The sequence below is a fragment of the Paenibacillus arenilitoris genome (assembly GCF_014705655.1).
GTDB lineage: Bacteria > Bacillota > Bacilli > Paenibacillales > Paenibacillaceae > Pristimantibacillus > Pristimantibacillus arenilitoris.
This window is the reverse complement of record NZ_JACXIY010000034.1, coordinates 1-21,827: the sequence shown is the minus strand read 5'-3', so window position 1 is coordinate 21,827 and position 21,827 is coordinate 1. Positions and strand designations below refer to the sequence as shown.

The 21,827-nt window shown below is 56.5% G+C and carries 18 protein-coding genes; 14 read left to right on the top strand and 4 right to left on the bottom strand.

Going from position 1 to position 21,827, the window contains the following annotated elements:
* The first annotated feature begins 426 nt into the window (after positions 1-426).
* Complete coding sequence (locus IDH41_RS24155; protein ID WP_190865708.1) at positions 427-2,664, top strand: helix-turn-helix domain-containing protein; 2,238 nt, start codon at positions 427-429, stop codon at positions 2,662-2,664.
* 96 nt (positions 2,665-2,760) lie between these two features.
* Here IDH41_RS24155 and IDH41_RS24150 read toward each other — a convergent pair whose 3' ends face one another.
* Positions 2,761-3,645, bottom strand: a complete 885-nt coding sequence (locus tag IDH41_RS24150; RefSeq protein WP_190865706.1) for a carbohydrate ABC transporter permease — start codon at positions 3,643-3,645, stop codon at positions 2,761-2,763.
* A gap of 356 nt (positions 3,646-4,001) precedes the next feature.
* On the opposite strand from IDH41_RS24150, the gene IDH41_RS24145 reads away from it, so the two are divergent.
* The 4 genes from IDH41_RS24145 to IDH41_RS24130 all read left to right on the top strand — a co-directional run bounded on the left by IDH41_RS24145 (position 4,002) and on the right by IDH41_RS24130 (position 8,303).
* Complete coding sequence (locus IDH41_RS24145; RefSeq protein ID WP_190865803.1) at positions 4,002-4,904, top strand: ABC transporter permease; 903 nt, start codon at positions 4,002-4,004, stop codon at positions 4,902-4,904.
* Positions 4,905-5,007: 103 nt separating this feature from the next.
* The gene (locus IDH41_RS24140) at positions 5,008-6,549 is read left to right on the top strand and encodes an extracellular solute-binding protein (protein WP_223830023.1); all 1,542 of its coding nucleotides are present in this window, start codon (positions 5,008-5,010) and stop codon (positions 6,547-6,549) included.
* A gap of 48 nt (positions 6,550-6,597) precedes the next feature.
* A complete protein-coding gene (locus tag IDH41_RS24135; RefSeq protein WP_223830022.1) occupies positions 6,598-7,719 on the top strand; it encodes a glycoside hydrolase family 88/105 protein in 1,122 nt (373 codons plus the stop codon).
* Positions 7,720-8,108: 389 nt separating this feature from the next.
* Positions 8,109-8,303: a hypothetical protein gene (locus IDH41_RS24130; RefSeq protein ID WP_190865704.1), complete on the top strand. Its 195-nt coding sequence runs from the start codon at positions 8,109-8,111 to the stop codon at positions 8,301-8,303.
* Between the two features lie 9 nt (positions 8,304-8,312).
* On the opposite strand, the gene IDH41_RS24125 is transcribed toward IDH41_RS24130, so the two are convergent.
* From IDH41_RS24125 to IDH41_RS24115, 3 genes are all read right to left on the bottom strand, one after another.
* Complete coding sequence (locus tag IDH41_RS24125; protein WP_190865703.1) at positions 8,313-9,041, bottom strand: EcsC family protein; 729 nt, start codon at positions 9,039-9,041, stop codon at positions 8,313-8,315.
* 184 nt (positions 9,042-9,225) lie between these two features.
* Positions 9,226-9,744, bottom strand: a complete 519-nt coding sequence (locus tag IDH41_RS24120; RefSeq protein WP_190865701.1) for a hypothetical protein — start codon at positions 9,742-9,744, stop codon at positions 9,226-9,228.
* On the bottom strand, positions 9,744-10,529 hold the full coding sequence (locus IDH41_RS24115) for a hypothetical protein (RefSeq protein WP_190865699.1): 786 nt from the start codon (positions 10,527-10,529) through the stop codon (positions 9,744-9,746). Before IDH41_RS24115 ends, IDH41_RS24120 begins: the two co-directional genes overlap by 1 nt.
* Positions 10,530-10,715: 186 nt before the next feature.
* On the opposite strand from IDH41_RS24115, the gene sigJ reads away from it, so the two are divergent.
* From sigJ to IDH41_RS24070, 9 genes are all read left to right on the top strand, one after another.
* Positions 10,716-11,576 (top strand): RNA polymerase sigma factor SigJ, encoded by an 861-nt coding sequence (gene sigJ, locus IDH41_RS24110; RefSeq protein ID WP_190865697.1) that lies wholly within the window; start codon positions 10,716-10,718, stop codon positions 11,574-11,576.
* Between the two features lie 291 nt (positions 11,577-11,867).
* A complete protein-coding gene (locus IDH41_RS24105) occupies positions 11,868-13,868 on the top strand; it encodes a glycoside hydrolase family 127 protein (protein WP_190865695.1) in 2,001 nt (666 codons plus the stop codon).
* Positions 13,869-13,990: 122 nt separating this feature from the next.
* Positions 13,991-15,382 (top strand): ABC transporter substrate-binding protein, encoded by a 1,392-nt coding sequence (locus tag IDH41_RS24100; RefSeq protein WP_190865693.1) that lies wholly within the window; start codon positions 13,991-13,993, stop codon positions 15,380-15,382.
* Positions 15,383-15,450: 68 nt separating this feature from the next.
* Positions 15,451-16,392, top strand: a complete 942-nt coding sequence (locus tag IDH41_RS24095) for a carbohydrate ABC transporter permease (RefSeq protein WP_397328505.1) — start codon at positions 15,451-15,453, stop codon at positions 16,390-16,392.
* On the top strand, positions 16,389-17,219 hold the full coding sequence (locus IDH41_RS24090) for a carbohydrate ABC transporter permease (RefSeq protein WP_190865691.1): 831 nt from the start codon (positions 16,389-16,391) through the stop codon (positions 17,217-17,219). Before IDH41_RS24095 ends, IDH41_RS24090 begins: the two co-directional genes overlap by 4 nt.
* A gap of 22 nt (positions 17,220-17,241) precedes the next feature.
* The gene (locus tag IDH41_RS24085; RefSeq protein WP_190865690.1) at positions 17,242-18,030 is read left to right on the top strand and encodes an HAD family hydrolase; all 789 of its coding nucleotides are present in this window, start codon (positions 17,242-17,244) and stop codon (positions 18,028-18,030) included.
* Between the two features lie 109 nt (positions 18,031-18,139).
* On the top strand, positions 18,140-19,159 hold the full coding sequence (locus tag IDH41_RS24080) for a LacI family DNA-binding transcriptional regulator (RefSeq protein ID WP_190865687.1): 1,020 nt from the start codon (positions 18,140-18,142) through the stop codon (positions 19,157-19,159).
* Between the two features lie 116 nt (positions 19,160-19,275).
* Positions 19,276-20,313 (top strand): zinc-dependent alcohol dehydrogenase family protein, encoded by a 1,038-nt coding sequence (locus tag IDH41_RS24075; RefSeq protein WP_190865685.1) that lies wholly within the window; start codon positions 19,276-19,278, stop codon positions 20,311-20,313.
* The gene (locus IDH41_RS24070) at positions 20,310-21,347 is read left to right on the top strand and encodes a Gfo/Idh/MocA family protein (protein WP_190865683.1); all 1,038 of its coding nucleotides are present in this window, start codon (positions 20,310-20,312) and stop codon (positions 21,345-21,347) included. The genes IDH41_RS24075 and IDH41_RS24070 overlap by 4 nt, the downstream gene beginning before the upstream one ends.
* Positions 21,348-21,827 lie beyond the last annotated feature (480 nt).

Sequence of the window (21,827 nt, the reverse complement as noted above, 5' to 3'; positions counted from 1 at the left end):
TTAATATATCTATTGTAGATCTTCGTTATCTACATTTTATACGATTCAAAACCAATTCGCAATTACATTTTTGATCTGCCTCGGTTATCGTCGTCTCCTTCTAGTTGAATCAATATAATTTTCAGTCTAAAACTTTATTTTCTCTGGACACCTTCAACATGCGGGCACCTCCGAAAAAGGTAGCGATAAGGTAACTGTAACCGATCCGGCGCTCGAACGGGCTGGAACTTCAGCTCGTGATGCATCCGAAAAAATGGATTTCCCATGCGCTGGCGGATTTTATGAACCGGCTATAGGCTTTAGGCTCTAAACCAAAGCCAATTCCGATGCACTTTAGGAGATGCAGTTTTTTTGTGAAAACGCTATAATGTGTGAGAAAACCGGAATCGCGCATAGGGATATCCGAACGAGCATGGGAGCCAATCGATGAAGAAGAGTAAGACATTTTACAACATGTTTATTCCGATTCTGGTCCTGAGCATGGGACTGGTCATCGGTTTTGGCAGCTATATTTACCTTTCGACGATACGATCCGTGGTCGATAGCGCCGCCGAAAGCCAGCAAAACCTTATTTTGCAAATCCGGAATACGCTGGAGCAAAAAATTCAGACGATCGAATACGCGTTCAGCACGTACAGCACGACCAAATCGTTCAGCGATGTCATCGCCAGCCCGATGACCGAGAAGGAATTCGCGACGTACCGGGAGCTCAATTCGCAGCTTGGCTACATCGCCACCTTGGGGATGGAAGGCGTGCAATACTCCCTGATCAGTCTGGAGCGGAACTGGAAGATCTCGAACGGCTCCTTGTCCCGCCTGACCGAGGGTGAACGGGACGAGCTGCAAGAGGCGTACGTCGACGACCTGAGCCGGAGCCTGTTCTGGGTTCGGACGGAGGAAGGCATCCGGTTCGTGCATACGCTGCCCGTCCATTCCAAGAACAAGACCGCGATCGCGTTCTCCGACATTCCGATGCACACGCTGAACAACATGCTGCAGGCCAAGCCGGATACGTCCGTTTACGTGATCAGCAAGCAGGGCGAGCTGCTGTATGCCGCGGAGGACGGCAAGGGCGTGCTCGCCGAAGAGCAGATCAGGCAGGTCAGCGAACAGGCCGGCGTTCCGGGGCTGCCCGCAACGGGCGAGATGTCGATCTCGGGCGGTTTGACCGTTCTGTACGCCAAGTCGTCCTACAACAACTGGACGTACGTGACGCTGCTGGACAAGTCGAAGGTAAGCCAGGCGCTCAAGCCGACGCTGGTCGGTCTGGTCGTCATGGGGATCGTCATGCTGCTTCTTATGGTCATTGTCGCTTATTATTTGTCGCTTTATTTGGCCAGGCCGTTCCGCAAAATCCAAAAAAGCCTGCCTCAAGTCGCCGGCGCTGCGGTACGCGACGAGGTGGACTGGATTATCCGGTCGATCGATTCCATCGTCACGGAGAAGGAGCAGCTGGAGCAGCTGATCGAGCTCGAGAAGCCGCAGCTCGAGACGCAGTACGTACTGAACCTGCTGCATAACCGGCTAACCCCGGAGGAGGCGGAACGCGGAGTGGAACGATTCGGCTATCCGGTCGGGCCGGACACGCGTTTCGTGACGATGCTGATCCAGTTGGACAGCTATGACGAGAAATACCGCTCGGACAAGGACGTGCTGCTGCTGACCGTTAGCAGAACGGTGCAGGATCTGTTGCCCGCGTCCGCCAGAATGCTGCCCGTCGTGCTGAATGAACGTACGCAGGCGACCGTTCTGCTGTTCGGGAAAGAAACGGAGCAGGAGCTGCGCAAGCAAATTTTGCACGACGGGAAATCCATCATCAAGACGACCCGCGACTACTTCCGATTTTCCGTCAGCCTGGGCATCAGCAATCCTTACCGCAATTTGATGGAGAGCAGGGAAGCTTGCGAAACGAGCCTCGTCGCGCTTCATCAAAGGCTGAATTTGGGCAAGGAATCGATTATTTTCTACGAGGACGTATCGACGATGCTGCCCGGCCCCGTGAAGTTCCATTACCCGTCCGAGCTGGAGACGCAGCTGTTCGACGCCATCCGGCTCGGGGACGAGCGGCAGGTGTCCCGCTATTTGTATCCGCTGCTCGCGGAGATGGTGAAGCACAGCCGGCATCCGGCGGACCTGGAAGTGGCGCTGGTCCGGTTCGTGAACAACCTGATTCAGCTGGAGCAGTTGATCGGCGGCGACGTGCTGCTCTCGCAAAGCAACGCCAATCTGTATCACCGGCTGCTGGAAACCCGAAATCCGGAGGAAATCGAACGGATTCTGGTCATGGAAGTGATACAGCCCATGGTTCGAAGCATGCGGGACAAGACGAGCCAGCAATTCCGCACCATTGCGGACAAGATTGCGGCCATCATCCGTTCCGAATACGATCTGGACCTATCGCTTGAGACGATCAGCGACCGGCTGCATTACAGCCCGAACTACTTGAGCAGCATCTTCAAGAAGGAGTACGGCACGACCTTCAGCGAATATTTAATGAACTACCGGTTGGAGATCGCCAAGAAGTGGCTGGTGGATACGGAGATGACGATCAAGGATATCGCGGAGCGGCTGCGTTATCAGAACCCGCAGAACTTTATCCGCTCCTTCCGCAAGAAGGAGCATGTGACGCCCGGCGCCTACCGCAAAATGAAAACGGAGCAGTGAAAGCGAAAAGAAGTTCCGGACCGCCCCCCTTCGGGCGGGCATCCGGAACTTCTTCTTTTTGCCGCAGCGGTTCGGCCTGCCCGCGCGACCGGTCCGTTACCCCTTGACCGCGCCGAGCAAAGCGCCTTTCGTGAAGTGCCTCTGCACGAAGGGATAGGCGGCGAGCATCGGCGCGGTCGCGACCATGATAACGGCCATCTTGATGGTCATCGCCGGAGGCACGACGTCGACCGACGCGGTGTCTCCCTGCATGCCGCTCGAGACGATGACGATCTGGCGCAGCAGCACTTGGAGCGGCCACTTCAGGGAGTCCGTCAAATAAAGGATGGCGGACGTATACGTGTTCCAGTACGTGACGGCATAGAACAGCGACAGCGTGGCGATGGAAGGAAGCGCGAGCGGAAGCATGATCTTCCACAATATGCGCAGGTCGTTCGCGCCGTCGATCTTCGCCGATTCCTCCAGACTGTCCGGAAGCGCCTGGAAGAAGTTCCGCATAATGATCAGGTTGAATGCGCTGATCGCGCCCGGAATGATCAAGGACCAGTAGGAATCGATCAAGCCGACGGCCTTGACGACCAGGAAGGTCGGGATCATGCCGCCGCTGAACAGCATCGAGAAGACGATGATGAAATTAATGAAGCCTCTGCCGAGCAAATATTTCCGCGACAAGCCGTAAGCCATCAAGGCGGTCAGAATCATGCTGACGGCGGTGCCGGCGAACGTCGTGCCGATCGACACGGACAGACCTCTGAAGATGGTCGGCGTCGAAAAGATAAACGTATAGGCATCAAGCGAAAACGTCGTCGGGAACAGAATGAACTTCTTCGAGACGACCTCCTTCGTGGAGGCGAAGGAGCTCGCGATAATATTGACGAAGGGCAATAGACAGGCGAGCGCGAAAATCGAAAGCAGCGAATAATTGACAGCGTTAAACGTTCTGCCGCCCAGCGACTCCTTGTTGCGCGATGTACGGGTCATGACGTGTGATCCTCCTCATTGATCGTATATGTCCCACCATATCAAGCGGTTTCCATTCCGTATATAATCATCATCTACTGTCCCGCAAACGGGCTGCCGCGCCCTCGAATCCGGTCCGGAAGCCAGTATGAGCCTGAACGTGAATGATGCTCATGAACAACGGCGAGTCGGCGGAAACCGCCGATCAATCAAGCGTTCCCGGACCGACGATAGCTAATGATTATATACGTAATGGACGAAATGCCGATATGCTTAAGTCCAGACAAACGAAATGCGATCAAGGAGGTTGAAGGGTGAAGCAAGCAGACGCGGCAGCGGTTCCGATTCATGCGGGCCCGGGGACAAAAAAACAATGGATGCGGCATCTGAAGGGCATAGGGCGGAACAAGCTGCTATATTTAATGATCATACCCGGATTCGTTTATTTCGTTATTTTCAAGTACTTGCCGATGGGCGGCCTCATCATTTCGTTTCAGGATTACCAGCCGTACCTCGGCATCGCGGACAGCCCATGGGTCGGATTCAAGCATTTCGTCCGGCTGTTCACGGAGCCGACGTTCGGCATGCTGCTCGGCAATACGCTCATCTTGTTCGGGCTCGAGCTGCTGTTCGTATTCCCGATTCCGATCCTTCTCGCGCTTATGCTGAACGAAGTCCGGCACAGGCTGTTTCGGAACGCGATCCAGACGATGATCTATATCCCGCACTTTATGTCCTGGGTCATCATCGTCTCCATCTCGTACGTGTTCCTTACCGTGGACGGCGGGGTCTTGAACGAAATCATCGCGGCTTTCGGGGGAGGGAAGATCAGCTTCCTGCAATCATCCGAATGGCTGCGGCCGATGTACATTCTCCAGATCATCTGGAAGGAAGCCGGATGGTCGACGATCATCTACCTGGCGGCCATCACCGTCGTCGATCCGCAGCTATACGAAGCGGCGGAGATGGACGGCGCAAGCCGGCTGCGCAAAATATGGCATGTGACGCTGCCGGCGATCCGGCCGGTCATCATTACGCTGCTGATCCTCAAAATCGGCAACACGCTGGAGCTCGGCTTCGAGCATATGTACCTGCTGCTGAACTCCTTGAACCGCGAGGTCGGCGAGATTTTCGACACGTACATTTACACGGCGGGCCTGAAGAACGGCCAGCTCAGCTTCAGCACCACGGTCGGAATGTTCAAGGGGCTCGTCGGCTTGATCCTCGTCATGCTCACGAACAGGCTCGCCAAAAAATTCGGGGAGGACGGCGTCTATTAATGGCGTTAACCGCCCAAAGCGCCGACGGGAATTCTTGCTTCCGCTCAGGCGAAGCTGGAAGATAGATGGACAACCTATAAAAAAAGCAAAGGGGAAATGGCAAATGAAAAGAAGCTGGACAACTCTCGCCGCGACGATGGCATGCTGCGGGATGCTGCTCGCCGCGTGCAGCGGCGGATCGAACCCGAATTCGGAACAAGGCTCGAACGCATCGCCAAATCCGGGCGAGTCGGCCGCGCCGCAGGAGAAGCCGACGATCAGCTGGCTGAACGTCCTGCATACGGCAACGCCGCCGACGGATACGGTTCTGAACAAAATCGAAGAGTATACGGGAGCGGAGATCGAATTTTCCTGGATTCCGGACGCTTCCAAGGAAGAGAGGCTGAACACGGCTCTGGCCTCCGATTCGCTTGCCGACATCGTGACGATTACGCTCATGGAAAATTCATCGGTCCGCAACGCCCTCAAGGCCGGCGTCTTCTGGGAAATAAGCCCGTATTTGGACGAGTTCCCGAATTTGGCGAAAATTTCGGAGGGCTTCCGCACATCGGCCTCCATCGAAGGAAAGCTGTACGGCATACCGCTGCAGAAGCAAGTGGCGCGCAACGGCGTCATCGTCCGCAAGGATTGGCTCGACAAGCTGGGCTTGCAGCCGCCGAAGACGACCGCCGAGCTGTTCGAAGTGGCGAAAGCGTTTACGGAGAATGACCCGGATGGCAATGGGGTCAAAGACACGACCGGCTTCATGGACCGCAGCGATCTCGTGTTCGGCGCGTTCAAGACGCTGAGCTCCTACCATGGCACGCCAAGCGTGTGGAGCGTAAGCGAAGACGGCAAAGTGCTGCCCGAGTTCGAGAGCGAAGGCTACGTGAAGACGATGGATTACATGAAGGGCCTGTACGACGGCGGTTACATTAACCAGGACTTTGCCGTGACGGCGAAGACGGATCAGCAGCAGAACTTCGCCCAAGGCAAAGCCGGCATTTACGTAGGGGCTCTGTTCGACAGCAAAAACCTGCTCAATCTGGCAAAAGGCGTTCAGGATAACATGGAGCTCATCATGCTCAACAACATCACCTTGACCGGCAGCGAAAGCGAACGCGCCATCTGGTCCACCTCGAACGGCGTCGGAGGCCTGCTCTCGTTCCCGAAATCGGAAGTGAAGGACGAGAACGAGCTGCGCCAAGTGCTGAAGTTCGTGAACGATCTGATGTCCGATGAAGTGTACGCCCTCATGACTTACGGCATTCAAGACGTTCATTATACGATCGACGGGAACAAAGCGGTTACGATCACGAATACCGAGCTGTGGCAGCAGGAAGTGCAGCCGTTCTCCAGCTCGCGTCCGAGCGAGCTCGGCTACGAAATTCACGATAACGATCCGCTCCGGGCGGAAGCCGCCAAGCTGATTGAAGAAAATACGAAATACGCCAAGCTGAATCCGATGTACTCCCTCGAATCGCCGACGAACTCGGCGCAAGGCTCGGAGCTGCTGAAGATCGTGACGGACGCCACTTACAAATACATGCTGGGCGAAGAGACGCTTGACGACTTCAACGAGGCCGTCGCGAAATGGAGAAAGTCCGGCGGCGACCAGATCATCTCCGAATACGAAGCGGCTTACAAAGCGGCATTCGGAAGCTAATAAGATTACACCGGCCGCAAGGCGCATCATCTACGGAGGCGATACCATTTGGAGCAATCGCAGTGGGCGGCAAGGACGGCCCTCTCCATCATGGAGAGAACGCCCAGGCTGTACGAAGACCATGGCTACAACGGCAGATGGTCCTACGATTACGGCGTCATTCTGAAGGGGTTCGAGCGCTTGTGGAAGGCGACGGGGGACGAGAAGTATTTCCGGTACATCGAGGAGAATGTGGCCCCGTTCGTTCAAGAGGACGGCTCCATCCGCGGATACCGGCAGGACGAATTCAATATCGACCATCTGAACAGCGGCAAGCTGCTGTTCGCCCTTCACAAGAAGACGGGCGAGGACAAATACCGCAAAGCGGCCGGCCTGCTGAGGGAGCAGCTGAAGCGGCATCCGAGAACGTCGGAGGGAGCGTTCTGGCATAAGCAGATCTATCCTTATCAAATCTGGCTGGACGGCCTGTACATGGGCGCTCCTTTCTATTTGGAATATTTGCTCTCCTACGAGCCGGATGGCGGGCTGGAGGACGTTGCCCGGCAGTTCATCGTGTGCGAGCGCCATACGAAGGATCCTAAGACCGGCTTGCTGTACCATGCCTGGGACGAGAAGCGGGCGCAGCCATGGTGCGATCGCAAGACCGGCCGGTCGCCGAATTTCTGGGGACGATCGCTCGGCTGGTTCGTCATGGCGCTGGCCGACGTGCTGGAGCTGTTCCCGGCGGACCATCGGGATTATCCGGAGCTGGCGCGTATCTTGACCGATACGTTAACGGCGTTAAGGAGCTATCAGGATGCGGCGTCGGGCGTCTGGCATCAAGTCGTCGACGCCGGAGGACGCAAAGGCAATTATTTGGAGGCTTCCGCCTCCAGCATGATCGCGTATGCGATAGCCAAAGGCATCCGGCTCGGCGTGTTGCCCGCCGAATGGCGGGAGACGCTGGCGCGCGCGTACAACGGTCTGATCGAGGAATTCGTGCTGGAGACGAAGGAAGGCTGGGTCAATCTGAACAAAACATGCCAAGTGGCCGGGCTCGGCGGCTCGTCCCGCCGCGACGGCACGTACGCTTATTACATCAGCGAGCCGATTATAACGAACGACCAGAAGGGACTTGGCGCCTTCCTCCAGGCATGCGCGGAATACGAGCTTATGGCGGGCCGCGACTAATCGTTTACGGGACAACGGAACGTGGCAGTTCATCGACAACAAAGCGAACGGTTATCGTCTGCATTCGAAGACGGAAGAGGACTGGCTCGTCCGATTGACCAGCAGCTCGTATACGAACGCCAACGTACAGTGGAAGCTTGTCCCGATCCCGTTAGGCTCCTGATCGCTAGCGGCGAACGAATCCTGAACCAATACGAAAAGGCAGCCGACCGGATGATGAACTGCTCATCCATTGTTAGTCGTGTCTAACAAATGGGGTGCAGTTCAATGAACGGTTGGTTGCCTTTTTTAAAATTGTCTGAAAATTTACGCAATTATGGCGCTGAATTTACGTTAACGTAACAATTGCATGTTACGCTTACCTTACAACCAAAAAGGAGTGGATGCGAATGCTGCTTGCCCTGTTTGTTATTCTCATCTTTATTATGATCGGGTGGGGCGTCATTTCCGCGAAGACGGCCCCGAAGTCCGGCCCTATGCGCCACAGAAGCGGGGGAGACGGCGGATCTTCGGTCGCCTATGCCGACTCCGGAAACTCCGATGGCGGCTGCGACGGCGGAGGCAGCGGAGGCGGAGGCGATTGACCCCCGGATTCATTCGCCCCCGTTCAATCTTCGCAGCCGATAAGCGTTCATTGCGGCTTCGCCAAGCTCCTCGAGAATGGTGTAATTCGCCCAAGCGCCAGCCACCGCTCCAATCCCCGGCACCATCTGCAGCAATTTCCGAAAGTCGATGGCGTCGCGGTATTCCTTCTGGAACGTCTCCCAATCCATGTTTTTGGAATACTCGTCGGACCACAGCTCCTTTTCGGCATCCCAACGCTTAATCAAGCCGAGCAGCTTGGCGCGTTGTTCGGGCCCGGAGAACGCCAATTGAAATACCTTGAGCACGAAAACCCGCTCGGAAAACTGCTTCGTGTCATATCCGTAAACATGAGCCAGTTCAAACAGAAATTTCATCTTGATCGCGATTAGCGCGGGGAAGTCCACGAGGTTAAGCATAATGCCGCCCGCTCCGGTGCCCGCCCCTTCGGCAGTCGCGATTTTTTGGTATAAGGACAACAGCCGCTTCGCCTCTTGATCGTCGAGTTCCGGCTGGAGATTCCGCTGCACGGGTCTCTGGGGCGTATATTCCGCGCCGAGCAGCGCCGTACGCACGATCGATTTGATGGTTGCCGTGATGACGTCATGCACCTTGGGCGGAATCAGGTTGTTAATTCGCGCACCGATCGTCTTCGATGTTCTCTCCAGCCATCCGGGCGGCTTGAACAGCTTCCGCTCCCAGGCGGCGATTTCAATGAGCACGTTCCGTTCGTAAGTCATGGCCGATCGCTCCTCCGACAAATATGGCTATATTGTATCGGAGAACGCGGCGATTCGGAATAGACCTCGGCAGGTGACGGAGCCCCGACAATGGTCTAGACTGAAGATTGACATTAAAGCGAAAGGGCAGAAGCATGCCTATTAACTTCATGAATAAGACGGGGATAAATGTGGGGAGGCGGTGTCACCCCCGCGGCGGAAGATTAATTGGATCGCCGGCAGCTGCCTCGAATCGGGCGGTTTGCATTCGTGTTTTGGCAACTCCCAGTGCCAAGTTACTCCATAGCGTTTGCTCCACGAACGGGGACTGCTCATTTGTACACTGCACAATTAATATAACTTCACCGTGTTTGGTCTTCGCCGTTCTGATCTTTTTTCGTTTAATAAGATTCTTGATAAAATCGAATACAAAACCGATAGCAAAACCGCCAGCCGCTCCGATTAGCCCCCAAAAAACCGGACCCCATTGGAGAACAAATCCTCTTGCTACCCCAATCGTCCCGCCCATCATGGCCAGTACAAGCCCAATATCGACTAACGAGGTTCCGTCTGTACCGTGCATCGTATCGATCAGCTTCATATCCAACGTACGATTGTCGAGCGGAACAGCGTAAATGTCGGCGACATCGTTTTCTTTCAATTTGCTTATGGCAAGCTCGACGTAATGCGAATGCTGAAAGGTAGAGAAGAACTGAACGCCCATTACATTTTTTCTCCTTTATGCAATACAAAATTTGGCGATTGATAATTTCTTTTCAAATATTCCGTTTGTTCCAAGTCAAACAGCTTGGTTAGCTCTACGGCATTTGCGTAGGAATCGTACATGCCAAAGAAGTAAATCGATGGAAAGTAAAGGAACCACTGGGCTCCGATAACTTCTTTCGCTTTAGAGAGATTTCCCAGCAAAAAGTAATGGAGGCTTTCGATCATATTCGAATAAATGACAATAAGCATGGTCATTAACAGCGTCAAAATGGCTGAAATGATCCGATGGATATAAAGTTGTCCGAGACTTGGGACGGTCATCGCCCAAACCAGAGCGATCCATGGCTTTTTCTTGTCCAAATAGTTCATCTCGAAGGGGCTCACCGAGAAATTCGGGTAGTGGGCGTGTTCCCTCTTCGCGAGCAGATAAAGCTTATTTTCATCGACTGCAGTTCGGTAACTGTCCCAAATTGCAAATAAATAAACCGGTATATAGAGGTATATATACTTTTCATTTAATACAGCCTTTGCTTCGGTTATATTGCCGTTAAAAGAATACATGATGGCTGTATTAAGGTGCGTTAATTGGTTGATATAAAATTCCCAAAAAAACAAGGCAAAGCCAGTGAAAAATTTGTGTATCAGGAAGTGGCCGAATCCAGGAAACGCTACGGACCATAGCGCAATGATAAGCGGATTCCGCTGGTGAAGCTGGATTGTACCGAACGGAGTCACATTGGCAAGATAATAACGATTTCTATATTTGCTTCTAAAGTTATTCATGAAAACCACTCCACAAAAATCAGTTTCCATGTATTTTTTGTCAGCAGGTGACAATTCATACTCTGAATGTGGTGCGGTTTACTTCAAATCGATAAAGCTGTCACATCCCGGCGCTTTATCTTGTCTAGATATGGAATGCGTATATGCTTAAGCGATCAAGACAACAAATGGGAAGGAATGATACCGATGCAACAATTGTACGACCAATATAGAGGACTGTTGTTTAATCTCGCTTACCAACTGACCGGATCGGTATCCGATGCGGAGGATGTCGTGCAGGACGTTTTTTTGAAGGCGTATGACGTTCCGCCCGAGAAGCTGGCCCAGCCGAAGGCCTATTTATGCAAAATGGTCGCCAATCGCTGCAAGGATTTGTATAAGTCGGCACGCAGGAAGCGGGAGCAGTACGTAGGAGAATGGCTGCCGGAGCCGTATTTAAGCTCGGAGGATGACGGGATGGAGGCGGTCGTTCGGGACGATCTCTTGTCTTACGCGACGCTGGTGCTCCTTGAGCGGCTATCCCCGGCGGAACGGACGGTATTCGTCCTTCGCGAGGCGCTGGGCTTCGATTTTAAGGAAATCGCCGATCTTATCGACAAAAGCGAAGTGAACTGCCGGAAGCTGCTCAGCCGCGCGAGATCGAAGATGGGGATCGCGTCCGAGGAGGCCGTTCGCCCGGAAGGCGACGACCGCGAGTGGGCGCGCGCCTTCGTCGAGGCGCTCAAACAAGGCGATTTGAACCGGATCTTGTCCATGCTCGATCAAGACGTCGTGCTCGTCGCCGACGGGGGAGGCAAAGTGTCCGCCGCCATCAATCCGATCATCATGCCGGAGCGCGTGGCGAACCTCCTGCTCGGCTCGCTTCGCACTGCTTCTATTGTAGAAGGAATCCCCCTGATCGAGCTTGGCTCGATCAACGGGCAGCCAGGCGTTATGCTCCGTTCGAAGGAAGGCGTTCATACGGTGGCCATGCTGCATGCAGAGGGAGACCGGATCCGGAACGTGTACATCATTCGAAACCCGGATAAGCTGCATCATGTCGGTTGAGCCAAAACATAAGGATGGCGCATGCAGCAGTTGATTGCCGTTCGGCAGCGACGGCTTAACAGGAAGCCGGGCGGGCGCGGGAGCGAATCCTTGCGTTCGTCCGGCTTTTTTTGAACGCTTTCAAACTTACGGTTGACATGACGGCCTGTCCGGTGGTATTTTTACATTAACGTTAATGTTATCATTAATATTACGTTAAACGAGACAAAGGGGAGGATCGGTCATTATGATTAGGTATTATGGAAAGCGGTTTCTTAATCGTCTTAACGATTCGGCAAAGGAGTGTTTAACGTGCTAAACAGCGGTGCGGTCAAGGGCGGGAATTCGACGACGACGTTCAAGCACCAGCGGATTCGGAATCTGCCCGTAGGCGCGGCGACGATAACCGACGGATTTTGGTCGCCGAAGCTGGAAGTGCTTCGGAACGTAACGGCGCATGACGTGCTGAACAAGTTTGAAAGCGACGGGGCGCTGCGGAATTTCGATTTCGTGAGCGAGGGAAAGGGCGGCTACCATTCCGGGGAGCCTTGGTTCGACGGCCTGATCTACGAGACGATCCGGGGCATATCGGACATTCTGGCCGTTCGCCGCGACGAAGCGCTCGACCGGCGGGTCGACGCCATCATCGAGAAAGTAGCCCGGGCGCAGAGAGCCGTAGGCGACGGCTACATAAACACCTACACGCTGCTCGACCGGCCGAATCAGCGGTGGGGCGATAACGGGGGCAATCTGCGCTGGCAGCACGACGTCTATAATGCGGGCTGCCTGGTGGAAGCCGGCGTCCATCACTACAAAGCGACGGGCAAAACGACGCTGCTCGTAGTCGCCGTAAGGTTCGCGAACCATATGAGCGAACTGATGGGTCCTCCGCCGAAGCGGAACATCGTGCCCGCGCATTCGCTGCCGGAAGAGGCGCTGCTGAAGCTGCATCAGCTCGCCGTCGACGAGCCGGAGCTCGCAGGCGCCATGAACGTCCCTTTCGAAGCGCAAGCCTATTTGGAGCTGGTCACGTTCTGGATCGGCAATCGCGGCCGCTTCGAGGATCGGCCTGCCTGGGGCGAATACGCGCAGGATCACAAACCGGTCTTGGAGCAGGATGAAGCCGTGGGCCACGCCGTCCGCGCGACGCTGCTGTACACGGGGCTGACCGCGCTCCATCTGGCGACCGGGCAGGAGAATTATTTGGAGACGGCCAAGAAGCTGTGGGACAATATCGCGTACCGGAAATCGCATATTAGCGGAGGGGTAGGCGCCGTGCACGAGGAAGAAAAATTCGGGCGCGACTACGAACTGCCGGACAACGGCTATCTGGAAACATGCGCCGCCGTGGGGATGGGGTATTTTAGCTGGAACCTGTTTTTGGCGACGGGCGAGGGCCGGTATATCGATGCGCTCGAGAATATCGTCTATAACATTTTGCTGGCCGGACGCTCGATGAACGGGCACAAATATTTTTATGAAAATCCGCTCGTCAGCAACGGCGGCCATAACCGCTGGGAATGGCACAGCTGCCCTTGCTGCCCGCCGATGATCGTGAAGATGCTGCCGGAGCTGTCCGCGTTCATCTACGCATGCGACGAAGGCGGGGCGTTCGTCAATCTGTATATCGAAGGCGAAGCCGGCATGGAGATCGGGGGCATGGGCGTCAAGCTGGCGCAGCGGACCGCGTATCCGTGGGACGGCTCGGTCGACCTATCGGTCAGTCCGGAGCGGGAGGCCCGTTTCCAGGTGAGGCTGCGCATTCCGGGATGGTGCGGGAAGCACGTCATCCGCGTGAATGGCGAAGCGGCGGAATACCGCGTCGACAATGGGTATGCCGTCCTCGAGAGACAGTGGACGCCGGGCGACGTCATCCGGCTCGAGCTGGATATGCCCGTCGATCTGATCGAAGCCCATCCGAACGTGACGACCCATGCGAATAAGGTCGCCATCAAGCGGGGACCGATGCTTTACTGCCTCGAGTCGATGGATAACGAGCGGTACGCGATCAAGCGCGGCATGGCGCAGTATACCCGGGAGTCGCTGAACAAAGGCAAGGGTCTGAAGCGGCAGCTGCCGGAGCGGCCCGCGTTCGAGACGGAGTTCGTGAAGGACTTCTTCGACGGCGCCGTCATCGTCCGCACGCAGGACGCGGATAACGACGAGCTTCTCGCCATTCCGTATCCGTACTGGAACAACCGGTCGCGAGGCGCGATGAACATTTGGCTGCAATACGAGAAGCCGAGCGGGCTCGAAGGATGGGAGAACCGCCTCTACCGCAAAGTTCCCGCAGGCCCGGACGGCTCGAACTAAGGGACCGAATGAATACGCTCATATCGTGAAAAGTGCTGTCTACCTTGGAAGCACTTTTCATTATCGCTTTGGCATTAACGTTAATGTTATCGATAAAAGAGATAGGAAAGGGGCTAATCGGGATGAAGACGATAAAAGCTTATTTGATGCTGGCGGTCATCGCCCTCGTCGTCGCCGCATGCAGCGGCAACGGCGCGAATAACGGCCGGTCGGGCGCGAACGCGCCGGATAACGCAAGCGAGGCGGGCAGCGGCAAGCAGGAGCCGGTCACGATCAAATACACCTTCTGGGGCAGCCCGAACGAGAAGAAGGTGCAGGAAGCGGCCATTAAAGGATTTATGAAGAAATATCCTTGGATCACGGTCAAGGCGCAGCATATCCCGGAGGAGTATACGACGAAGCTCCAAACGATGGCCGTAAGCGGCGAGACGCCCGACATCGGGCTCCTGTACGGGGAGGATACGATGAAGTGGGCCGAGGAAGGAAGGTTATACAATATAAAGGACTTCTTCGATAACGATTCGGAAATCCAGCTGACGGACGTTTTGGAGAACACCCAATATTGGTGGGACGAGGGCAAGCTTGCGGGCATTAACGGCGCGCTCGAGGTGTTCGGGCTTTTCTACAACAAGGCCATGTTCGAGGAGCTGGGCGTCGAGCCGCTTCCGACCAAGGCGGAGGAGGCGCTGTCCTGGGAAGAGTTCGTCGAAGTCGCGCAAAGGCTGACGATTGACAGCGGCGGCCGCAACGCGCTCGATCCGGCTTTCGATCCCGGGAAGATCAAGCAGTTCGGCATCAGTCTGCCGACTTGGGCTTACATGAACGCCGTCGAGAGCAACGGCGGGAAGTTCGTAAACGAGGACGGCACGCAGTTCATGCTCTCGGAGCCGGAGGCGGTCGAGGCGATTCAGCGTTGGCAGGATCTGATCTACAAATACCACGTGGCGCCGACGCCGACCCAGTCCGCCTCCTTCCCCGGCGGCGCGACCGGGCTGCAAAGCAAGAAGTTCGCGATCTCGATGGACGGCCAGTGGACGCTCGTCGATCTCGGCGCGTCGGGGCTCGACTTCGGCATCGGGGTGCTCCCGGTCATGAAGCAGATGAAGACGATGAATCTGGGCGAGCCGATCGTCATCTTCAAGGATACGAAGCACCCGCAGGAGGCGTGGCTGCTGCTTAAATGGATGATGAATCCCGAGAATACGCTGGAGCTTCAGTCGAGCGGCTTGTGGATGCCCGTTCTGAAGAAGTGGTACGAGGATCCGGAGCTGATCGCGAAGTGGGCGCAGGGCAATTCGGCGCATCCCGAGGGATACGTCGACGCGATCCTGAACAACGGCTTCAACAACGGCTTCCAAAATACGGTCTATTACGTGAGAAACGTGCCGGAAATCAATTCGGTGCTGCAGCCGGCGTTCGATCTGATCTGGCAAGGCAAGCAGACGGCGGAGCAGGCGCTCGGCGACGTCAAGCCGAAGGTCGAGGCCGTCCTGAAAGGCGTGTATAACAGGTAGGTAGACTCGGGAGCGGTTAATCGTTCCGATTGGCCGCTCCAACGCGATGAAGAAAGAAGGTGGCGTCCTTGACCGAAGCTGCAGCCCGGGCGGGCAATCCGGCATCGTCGTTCAAGAACAGGAGAAAGAAAGAGGCGCTGTACGGCTATCTGCTCGCCTCGCCCGTTATCCTCGGCTTCCTGATCTTTGTATTGGGGCCGATGATCGCAAGCTTTATTTTCAGCTTTACCGATTATAACGTGATCAGCCGAATGAATTTCGTCGGACTTGCCAATTACCGCAATTTGTTCGACGGGACGGATCCTTTTTTTTATAAATCGCTCGGGGTAACGGCGTATTACGTGCTGCTCGGCGTGCCTCTGCAGATCGTGTGTTCGTTCCTCATGGCGCTGCTGCTCAATCAGAACATCCAAGGGAGATCGATCTTCCGGACGATCTTCTATCTTCCGACGATCGTGCCGGTCGTGGCCTCGTCCGTGCTGTTCTTGTGGCTGCTCAACCCGGACATCGGCTTGTTCAATCAGATTCTGGAGATGCTCGGGCTTCCGACGTCGCAATGGATTTATTCGGAGCGGATGGCCGTTCCTTCCCTCGTCTTGATGAGCCTGTGGACGATCGGCGGCACGACGGTCATTTTCCTCGCCGGTCTGCAGGGGGTTCCGCGGCACTTGTACGAAGCGGTGGAGGTGGACGGGGGCAAGGCCCGGCACAGGCTGCTGTACGTTACGATTCCGCTCATGACGCCGACCATTTTCTTCAACACGGTCATGGGTCTCATCGGCGGGTTTCAAATTTTCGGCCAGGCGTACATTATGACCCAGGGCGGACCGAATAACGCCACGCTCTTCTATTCCTATTATTTATACCGGGAAGCGTTCGACAACTTCAGAATGGGAAGCGCGTCGGCCATCGCCTGGGTGCTGTTCGTCATTATTTTGGCGATGACGCTGCTGGTGTTCAAATCGTCGAACCTGTGGGTGTTCAACGAGAACGAGGAGGGGAAACGATGATCCGCTCGAAAAAAACGAAGCTTGCTTTGTACGCTTTATTGATCGTGCTATCGTGCTTCTGCCTCTTCCCCTTCCTCTGGCTGATCCGAAGCTCGCTCATGCAAATGTCGCAAATTTACGAAACCCCGCCGGTCTGGATTCCTTCGCCGTTCCAATTCGGCAACTATTCGGAAGCGCTGACCGTTCTCCCGTTCGGGCGCTACTTTCTGAATACGTCGCTCATCGTCGTGCTGGAGGTCACAGGCGTCGTGCTGACGAGCGCGGTGTGCGCCTATGCGTTCGCCAGGCTTCGGTGGCCGGGCCGAAACGTCGTCTTCATGATCATCTTGACCAGCATGATGCTGCCGGGAGCGGTCACGCTCATTCCCGTCTTCCTCGGATGGTCGTCGCTCGGCGCGGTCAATACGATCGTGCCGCTGACCGTGCCGGCATGGTTCGGCGGCGGGGCGTTCAACGTCTTCCTGATCCGGCAGTTTCTGCTGACGATCCCGAAGGATCTCGACGAAGCGGCGCTGGTGGACGGGGCCGGCTACATTCGGATCTTCACCCATATCATGTTCCCGCTCGCGAAGCCGGCTTTGATCGTCGTCGGCCTGTTCTCCTTCCTGAACGGCTGGAACGACTTCCTCGGACCGCTTATTTATTTGAACGACGAAGCGAAGTTTACGCTGGCGCTCGGCTTGCAGCTGTTCAAGGGGATGTACAACGCGCAGTGGCACTTAATGATGGCGGCTACGACAATGGTCGTTCTACCGGCCATTGTCGTCTTCTTCCTCGGGCAGAAATATTTCGTGGAAGGTATCGTGATGTCCGGCGTCAAAGGGTAAGGGCGAGGGGAGGAATGCGGCTATGATACGTTTGTTTGCGAGCGATATCGACGGCACGCTGATGAACAGGCGGAAGGAAATCGAGGCGAGGGACGTCGAGGCCGTCAGGCAGGCCATCGACGGCGGGATGACCGTGTGTCTCGCCTCCGGACGAATGTATGACGAAATTAAGCTTGTCATGGAGCGGCTTGGGAGGCCCTGTTACGCAATATGCCAAAATGGCGCGTCCGTATACAGCGATGCGGGGGAGCTGCTGCACGCGTATCGCTTCGATCGCGCGCTGGCGTCGTCGTTGTTCGATTTCGTCCACGCGCCCGGCCTGGTGCCGGTCGTCTGCGCCGCGGACGGAAACTTCGTCCTGGATATGAACGAGCCGGCCGAGCGGGTCGGCCGGCGGTTTCTAACGCCGCCGATCGAGGACGGGGGCTTGCGCGACTCGGTCTGCGACGGGAAGTTTCGCGCGACGAAATTTTCGGTATACGGCGAAGTCGGAAGGCTCGAGCGGCTGCTGCGGGATTTGGCGGACGCCTACGGGGAGAGCGTGACGGCTTCGTTCTCCGATCCGGACGGGGTCGACGTGATGCCGGCGGGCGTTCATAAAGGGGCCGCCTTGCGCTCGTTAATGAGCCGTCTCGGCATCGGAAGCGGGGAGACGGCCTGCATCGGCGATTCCTATAACGACCTCGCGATGTTCCGGGCAACGCCTCACAGCTTCGCGATGGAGGACGCCGACGAAGCGGTGAGGAGGGTGGCGGCGCACGCGGTCGTCGGCGTGGCCGAGGCGCTGCGCCGTGCGGTGGCATGGGGCTGAGTCACGCCGTTTGGCCATGATTGACGGAGGGAAAGTAACATGATATGCTTCCAGCATTAACGATATTGTCAGCAAATGGCATCGATCTTGGTCGAGGAGAAGAGTGGAAATGGACGGAAAGAAAATTACGCTAAAAGACATCGCGCAAGCGACCGGGCTGTCGGTCAATACGGTATCGAGAGCGCTCAAGGACAAAGAGGACATCGCCGAAGCGACGCGGAAGATGATTCAAGGCGTCGCGAAGGAAATGGGCTATGTCGGCAATTCCTTGGCCGGCTCCCTCCGGTCGGGGCTGACGCGAACGATCGCCGTCATCGTCGGCGACGTCGCGAACCCTCACTTCGCCATTATGGTCAAAGATATCGAGAAGGCCGCAAGGAAGCATAACTATACGATTATCGTGCTGAATACGGAAGAAGACAACGAGCTGGAGGAGCGGGCCATCTACACCGCGATCGGCAAAAACGTCGACGGCATCATTATTTGCCCGGCGCAGCACAGCCCGGATAACATCCGTTTCATTCAGCGGAACGGGGTTCCATTCGTCCTGCTCGGCCGGCGCTTCGAGGGCGAGACGGATTTCGATTATGTGATCAGCGACGATTTTAACGGGGGCTATCTGGCGACGCGCCATCTGCTCGAGAACGGCCACGAGAAGATTCTGCTGCTGAACGGTCCGTCGCGCATCTCAAGCGCCAGGGAGCGGCTCGCGGGGTACAAGCACGCCTTGAAGGAGCGCGGCATCCCGGTCGTAAGCAAGCTCATTACGGAGAACGGGGTATTGACGGGAGACGCAAGGAAGACGGTGAAGGACCTTGCGGCGGAGGACGCCGGCTTCACCGCTATTTTTGCGTTCAACGACGTGTTCGCGTGGGAAGCGATCTACATGCTGCGGAAGATGGGACACCGGGTGCCGGAAGATTATGCCGTCATCGGCTTCGACAACATTCAGTCGCGGAACTTCTTTCCGTTCTCCTTGTCGTCGATCAGCAATTCCAAGAGCAAGATGTCGCGCAGGGCGCTCGATATTTTGCTGAACAAAATCAATAATCCGAAGAGCGGGAACCGGTATCACGAAACGGTCGAAACCCGGCTTATTTTGCGGGAAAGCACGCGCAGTCACGCCTAGGGCCGGATCTTCAAAAATGAGTTGACAGCCGTCGAAGGATAATGATACCTTAACATTAACGATAATGTTACCATTAATGTTGTCGCATAACGTAAGCATGGGGAGGAAGGAAACGAATGACGACAGTGAAACAGGTGCCGCAAACGATGACGGTGCCGCTGTTCGCGGGACAGGGGAAGATCGAGTACGGGGAGAAGCCGGTGCCTCGGCCGGGCCCGGGCCAATTGTTATTGGAAGTGAAGGCGAACGCGTTATGCGGTTCCGATCGGAGCCAATTTTATGACGGAACGAAGACGACGCCGGGGCATGAAGCTTCCGGAATCGTCGCGGCGGCGGGGCCGGGAGCGAAGACGGCCGTCGGAACGCCGGGCGTCGTATTCTTGATGGATTTCTGCGGCGAATGCCGCAGCTGCAAGCTGGGCTTCACGAACCAGTGCCTCGGCAAACGGGCGGATTACGGCTTCTCGCACGACGGCGGCTACGGCCCGTACATGGTCGTGAACGAGAACGTGTTCTTCGCGGTCGATCCGTCCATTCCGCTTACGGAAGCGACGATGCTCCTCGATATTATGGGGACGGGCGGGCACGCGATCAAGCGGGCGCAGCTCGTGCACGGCGACATCGGCTCGGTTCTCGTCGCGGGGGCGGGTCCGATCGGACTCGGCGTGCTGGCGATGGCGAAGCTGCTGCTCGGCGAAGAGACGCCGGTCTTCGTTATGGATTACGTGCAATACCGTCTCGACCTCGCCGAGAAGATGGGAGCGATTCCCGTCCAGCTCGCGGGCGGCAACGTGAAGGAGGCTATCCGGCAGGCCGGCCTTACCGGCGTCGACATCGCCATCGATACGAGCGGCAAGACGGCGGGACGCCAGAGCGCGCTGGACGCCTTGAACCAACGGGGCGTGCTCGTCTGCGTCGGCCATGGACAGGAGCTGAATCTGCAGGTGTCGGGCGACCTGATCGCGACGGAACGCGCAGTGCTCGGCAGCGAATATTTTCAATACGACGAGCTGGAGCTTAATCACCGCCTCATCAAGCGGCATTTGCCGTACCTCAGCCAAATCATTACGCACCGCTATGGCCCGGACGGCATTCAGGAGGCGTATGAGCTGTTCTTCAAGGGCGATACGGGCAAGGTGATCATCGAGCAATGAGCGAGCCGGGCAAAGTGAAACTCGCGCTCGTCGGAGCCGGCGGTTCGGCGAATCGCCGCGGACTGTCGGCAGGCTTCAATAGCGCGGGAAGCTGGGGACAGCAGCATGCGCGCATTTTCGCGACGAGGCCGGACGTCGACTTCTGCGCGCTCGTCGGAAGAAATCCGGAGAAGACGCGGGAGAGGGCCGCGGAGTACGGCGCGAGGGCTTACGTGAGCATCGAGGAGATGCTGACGAAGGAAGCGCCGGATTTGGTCAGCCTGTGCCTGCCGAATCAAGGGCATTTCGAAGCGACCCTTCAGGTCATTCGGGCGGGGGTTCCCCTGCTGGTGGAGAAGCCGCTCGTCTTCGACCTTCGGGAGGCCAACGCGCTGATGAACGAAGCGGCGAAACGGAACGTCTTCTTCGCCATCAATTTCAATCATCGCTACGCCAAGCCGGTGCAGCTCGCCCATGAAGCGATTCAGGCCGGCCGGCTCGGCGATCTGACGTTCGCCTCCTGGCGGTTCGGCGGCGAAGGCGGGGCCGGTCATCCGCACGCGAACCTGATCGAGACGCAATGCCACGGATTCGATATGCTGGAACACCTGTGCGGGCCGATCGAATCGGTCATGGCGGAGATGACGGACAAAACGGGGGGCGGCTACCGGACGCTGTCGATCGCCCTGCGGTTCGCGAGCGGCGCGGTAGGCAGCCTGATCGGCACTTATGATTCCTCTTACGCCTACCCGGACACGCATCGCGTCGAGCTCGACGGCACCAAAGGCCGTTCCGTCATTCACGATACGGTGAAGCGGTACACCTTCCACGCGTCCGGCAGCGAAATCGGGGAAAGCTGGGAAGCGGGCTACTTCAACGACGAGGAACGGGATTTCCACCGTACGTTCGATAAGCACGTCGATGCCCTGCTTGCGGCTCTGCGAGAGAAGCGGCAGCCGCCCATCCATGCGCATGCCGGCTACCGGGCGCTGCTGATCGCGGAAGCGGCCGTGCAATCGTTCGAGAGCGGCAGACGCGTGAAGGTTGAAGGTTGAAGGGTAAGGGTTGAAGGGATATGGAGTAAAAAACTCCCCTCGCGGCGACAGTCACAGGTTCGACCTGTCCGCCGCGAGGGGAGTTTGTTGTTGGAGCAGCTCTGTTCGGGGGAAGACGGCTACGTTTTGGTTGTTGGCCGATGAAGCCGCTCGACCGAACGGCAACCCGGCTCGAGCGAACCGGGTTGCTCATAAATCCGGTAACCGGCTTCAGCGCCATTTAACGGACCGAGATGCTCTTATTTCCGTGAATCGGGCTTAATTACGGCTCTAACGGACACTAGAGACGCTATTGGCACGAATTAGCCTATTTCACGCTCCGATTTGATGGAATAAGGTCGCTACGGTCCGTTACGATTTTGCGGAGGGCCGTTTGGCGTGAAATAACGGCATCTGGGTCCGTGCGCGCCTAGCAAAGCTGGGTACAACTAGCCGGTGAAAGTCCGGTCGGGGTAGGGGCCAAGCCGCCTCGTAGCTAGC

Bases quoted from the DNA above. Each gene is read 5' to 3' on its own strand.
- IDH41_RS24155 (WP_190865708.1), top strand. From the start codon at position 427: ATGAAGAAGAGTAAGACATTTTACAACATGTTTATTCCGATTCTGGTC.
- IDH41_RS24150 (WP_190865706.1), bottom strand. From the start codon at position 3,645: ATGACCCGTACATCGCGCAACAAGGAGTCGCTGGGCGGCAGAACGTTT.
- IDH41_RS24145 (WP_190865803.1), top strand. From the start codon at position 4,002: ATGCGGCATCTGAAGGGCATAGGGCGGAACAAGCTGCTATATTTAATG.
- IDH41_RS24140 (WP_223830023.1), top strand. From the start codon at position 5,008: ATGAAAAGAAGCTGGACAACTCTCGCCGCGACGATGGCATGCTGCGGG.
- IDH41_RS24130 (WP_190865704.1), top strand. From the start codon at position 8,109: ATGCTGCTTGCCCTGTTTGTTATTCTCATCTTTATTATGATCGGGTGG.
- IDH41_RS24125 (WP_190865703.1), bottom strand. From the start codon at position 9,041: ATGACTTACGAACGGAACGTGCTCATTGAAATCGCCGCCTGGGAGCGG.
- IDH41_RS24120 (WP_190865701.1), bottom strand. From the start codon at position 9,744: ATGGGCGTTCAGTTCTTCTCTACCTTTCAGCATTCGCATTACGTCGAG.
- IDH41_RS24115 (WP_190865699.1), bottom strand. From the start codon at position 10,529: ATGAATAACTTTAGAAGCAAATATAGAAATCGTTATTATCTTGCCAAT.
- sigJ (WP_190865697.1), top strand. From the start codon at position 10,716: ATGCAACAATTGTACGACCAATATAGAGGACTGTTGTTTAATCTCGCT.
- IDH41_RS24100 (WP_190865693.1), top strand. From the start codon at position 13,991: ATGAAGACGATAAAAGCTTATTTGATGCTGGCGGTCATCGCCCTCGTC.
- IDH41_RS24090 (WP_190865691.1), top strand. From the start codon at position 16,389: ATGATCCGCTCGAAAAAAACGAAGCTTGCTTTGTACGCTTTATTGATC.
- IDH41_RS24085 (WP_190865690.1), top strand. From the start codon at position 17,242: ATGATACGTTTGTTTGCGAGCGATATCGACGGCACGCTGATGAACAGG.
- IDH41_RS24080 (WP_190865687.1), top strand. From the start codon at position 18,140: ATGGACGGAAAGAAAATTACGCTAAAAGACATCGCGCAAGCGACCGGG.
- IDH41_RS24075 (WP_190865685.1), top strand. From the start codon at position 19,276: ATGACGACAGTGAAACAGGTGCCGCAAACGATGACGGTGCCGCTGTTC.
- IDH41_RS24070 (WP_190865683.1), top strand. From the start codon at position 20,310: ATGAGCGAGCCGGGCAAAGTGAAACTCGCGCTCGTCGGAGCCGGCGGT.